Source organism: Bacteroidales bacterium (genome assembly GCA_014860585.1).
Taxonomy (GTDB): domain Bacteria; phylum Bacteroidota; class Bacteroidia; order Bacteroidales; family 4484-276; genus RZYY01.
Map to the genome: position 1 here is coordinate 1 of JACZJL010000136.1, position 3,996 is coordinate 3,996.

Here is a 3,996-nt window from a genome sequence, read left to right on the forward strand (position 1 = left end):
GCTTTGAGCAGTTCAGCCGCACGGCTGAGCCGCCGGCTGCGGATGAACCCGCCCGGCGACTGGTGAAACAGCGCCCTGATCCTCCGGTGCAACTGCACCCTGCTCAGTGACATCATGCGCGCAAAGGCCTCCACCCCAAAACCGGGGTCACCCATGTTCCCGGCAACAATTTTCCGGGCTTCTTCCATAAAGACTTTGTCTGTCATCACGTTAAAGTTTTAATGCTTTTCCACAATTATGCGGCTATGAAATCATTTTCCATTCCATCCCTCACTCCCGGTTAAGAAGCGGGAGAATACGGATATCTACTGTTTGATCACCTTCCCTGTCCTTACCTCATTTCCTGCCTGCAGGCGAAGGAGGTAGAGGCCGGGGGGGAGCGTTTTCATATCCAGGGTTATTTCAGTATCCGTTTGGTTAACCCGGCGTGCCGCCATTTTTGCTCCGAAGGTGTTGTAGATCTCGATCAGCTCAATATGATCCGCAATACCGCTGCAATCGAGGGTCAGCCTGTCGCAGGCAGGGTTAGGGAAAATGATCAGCCCTGTAGGATACAAACCAACTGCTAAACCTGTTCCTAAATTGACAGTGATATAGTTTGAAATCGATAAGGTATCCGCCCCGTAGCTGTTTGACACGACCAAAGTGACATCATAGCTACCGAAAGTATTGTAAACCACAACAGGATCCTGTTCCTTTGATGTTTCAGGCGTTCCCCCCTCAAATTGCCATTCCCAAGTATTGGGATTATTCTGAGATAAATCAGTAAAGTGGACACTGTCTCCTTCCACAATGTTCGTTGAATCTGCCATAAAATTGGCAATGGGGTCGTGCAGGTCAAAAAACTCAACAATCCTGTTTAGCAGGGTATCCCTTGATCCCAGGGGATTATCTACCAGATGTCCCAAAGCATAGGAAAATAAAAATGTTTTCTGGCCATATTCCCCCTCTCCCTGAACGGCCACTGTTCCGTATCCGTCTTCTTCAAATGCTGCAATGCCATTTTCGTTCGGTGTAAGCGTATTAATAAACCAACTAAGATTTTGGGTTGAGCCGGTAAACAAAAGGTCAAGGCACAGTGAACCATCCAAACCAGTCAGTAAGTTGATTACGTTATTGTAGGCAAGGTACTCTGCTTCAGCAATTCCGAACAGGCCCATCATCTCCTCCTTATTCGGGAATCCAAAATACGTGAAGCCGGTAAAAAATGAACCGCATTCGATATAGATTTTCCCTCCCAGATAGAGATATTCAGCCATGGTTTCTGTCATCTCTATTGTGAAAGGTGTTCCATGACGTATCTCCGGACCATAATTGCCGTACGACAGGAAAACTGCATCAAAACCAAGCAGGGATGATGGGAAATGAGAAGTGAAAAACACCTGAAATCCCTGACCAACGAGAAATTCGTTGATATAATCGCCACTATAAGTATTACCCGGACCTTCTCCCTGGAAAACCAGAATACCGGCCGGGGCAACCAATAATTCAACATTAATGGTATCACCCCAGGTTATTTCTTTGTCAGCGGTGGTAGCAAGTTTAAATCCAGCCAAATGGGTTGTGGCCAAATCCGATATTTTAATCTCAAAAGCATTGTCAAGGGTAAAATAATCATCGGCCGGAATATCCCCACTATAAGTTCCGGATAAAATTGAAATGTCAGGGTCGTCAGATGAGAGGGTGAAGGTTGCATTTTCAGCCCCAACGCCATAGTTGTAATTTCTGAGTTTTAAACTCAGGCTAACAGTATCGCCCGGTTCCGGAATTTGATTACCGTCCAAATCCTGGAAGGCTGAATAAAAAAGATCAAGTGCAATTTCCTGCTGGAGCGAAACATTTGTTTCGGTTAAAGCTCTGTATGCATTGATTCTGCCTGCTCCCAACAGGTTTCTATACGCGATGCTGATGTCATCAATATTGTCGGCTGTACCCAGTACGTGTGTGATCACCTGGTCGGATGTCCAGTCGGGATGATATGACTTAACCAAACCCAACAGGCCTGCCACAATGGGTGTTGCACAGGATGTCCCTGCTGTACTTTCATATGAATTATTTACTGCAGTGGTTAATAAAAGATGGCCGGCATCCCCTCCCGGAGCGCTTATATCAATATGCGGCCCAAAATTGCTATAGCTGGCCTTCGCGTCCAGATGATTGAGAGCCGCAACTCCCAAAACTCCCGGATAGGCAGCCGGATACATGATTTTAAACTGATTGTCGTTGGCCGCACCACCTAGAATAATGCTGCCCAATTCACGTGCATAGGTAAGTGCTTCGTAATTGGCCTGAGAAAACCAATTGTAATGCCCCCAGCTGTTGGTAATCACATCTGCTCCGTTTTCGGCAGCATAAATCATGGCATTGTATGCCTGCAGAACATTGCTTTCCCAACCTGCCTGTATTGGCATTATTTTAAGGTTCCAGCTAATACTTGAAATACCGGTGTTGTTATTGGTAGTCGCGCTCGCATATCCACCCATGAGTGTGCCATGATCCCAATCCATGGTTCCTGGTAAGGGATTGGGGTTGTTGCCGGATAAAAAGAAATTCCAGCCGATAAAATCATCAACAAAACCATTCCCATCATCATCCACACCATTTTCGTCATCCGGGTCAAATACCCATTGCCCACCGATAAATTCGAGGGTAACTCCATCCTCGTCCAGATCTTCTCCTATATTTTGCCAGATGTTATCAATTAAATCTTCATGATCCCAATCCACCCCTGAATCCACAATGGCAATAATGATATCCTCCGGACCATTTTCACCTTTGTGGATATCCCAGGCTTCTTCTGCATGAATCTGCGTAAGATGATGCAAATCGCCATACATGGGATCATTGGGCACTTCAAGGAGTTCAATAACCGGTATGGGTTCGGCATACTCGATGTTCGGGTCTTTAGAAAATTCCCTGGCGACTTTGGTCACGGAATAGGATTCAGGAAATTCAATGCGGTATATCCTGGAAAGGTCGGGCATTCCTTTCTTCAGTTTCGCAGGATTGTACCTGAATCTTTTTTCAAGAAGATTCACCTTGTATTTTCCGGCTTTTGCATCGAGTGAAGGGATATTAAAGGAGACATTCCCTTTTTGTTTATCAAAATCCCCAATACCCTCCTTCACCTTAATGGTGATCATGCCCTTGTAGAACATGGGTTGACTTTTTTCCATGACGGGGAATGTTATTTGCTGACCGTCATTTTTTTCTGTTGGCATCATCGAGGTCATTCCCATGACCAGGAGCGCTGCAATGATTAAGTAGAATTTTTTCATGATGTTAAATTTATTATATGATTTGGAGCAAAAAGGTTTTTGGTTTTTCGCTGTAACAGGTTTATAATTTTAGTTGCTTGTGTTACTTTATTGTTTGCTAATCAATTCTTTAATATTTAATCACCTTCCCCGTCCTCACCTCATTTCCCGCCTGCAGGCGGAGAAAGTATAGGCCGGGGGGGAGGTGGGCGGCCTTCCAGGTGAACTGGTGGTTGCCTGGCGCCCTGCTTTCATTCAGCAGATCAGCAACCTGTTGCCCCATGTGGTTATAAACCTGAAGGGTAACCGGGGTTTCGGCCTTTAGCTCAAATTCGATGGTGGTTGAAGTGGTGAAGGGATTTGGAAAGCCGGTAAGGTTGGTTTCCTTCCGATGTTGAGTTATCACAGGTTTGGCTATTCCTACCATGGGTGAGTCAAACTCGTAAGCGCCCATGTCAATCACTGCAACGCCATTGCCGTCTCCGTCCCAGATGCGGCAGCAACCCATCAGGTCGCAGGAGGGCAGGCACAGGCCGGTGGTATCAGGTGTGCCGGTGTCGATGCAGGGAGAGCCGGGCAACAGGGCGTAAGGATGGGAGCCGGAGAGGTCGAATAGGGGGTCTTGGTTGATGTTGCCTTCGCCTGTCCATCCACCATAAACTTCTAAGGTATCAATATCGCAATAATTGATCGTAAAAGCTTCCGAACCTGAACTATAAATATTATCAAAATTTATTGC

The 3,996-nt window shown here is 46.1% G+C and carries 3 protein-coding genes; all 3 read right to left on the reverse strand.

Annotated elements, in window-relative coordinates; translation table 11 throughout:
- A partial coding sequence (locus IH598_14195; GenBank protein MBE0639665.1) for a hypothetical protein occupies nt 1-206 on the reverse strand: 206 nt, incomplete at its 3' end.
- A gap of 99 nt (nt 207-305) precedes the next feature.
- Nucleotides 306-3,278: a S8 family serine peptidase gene (locus IH598_14200; GenBank protein MBE0639666.1), complete on the reverse strand. Its 2,973-nt coding sequence runs from the start codon at nt 3,276-3,278 to the stop codon at nt 306-308.
- 109 nt (nt 3,279-3,387) lie between these two features.
- Nucleotides 3,388-3,996: T9SS type A sorting domain-containing protein (locus tag IH598_14205; protein ID MBE0639667.1), on the reverse strand; the 609-nt coding region annotated here is incomplete at its 5' end.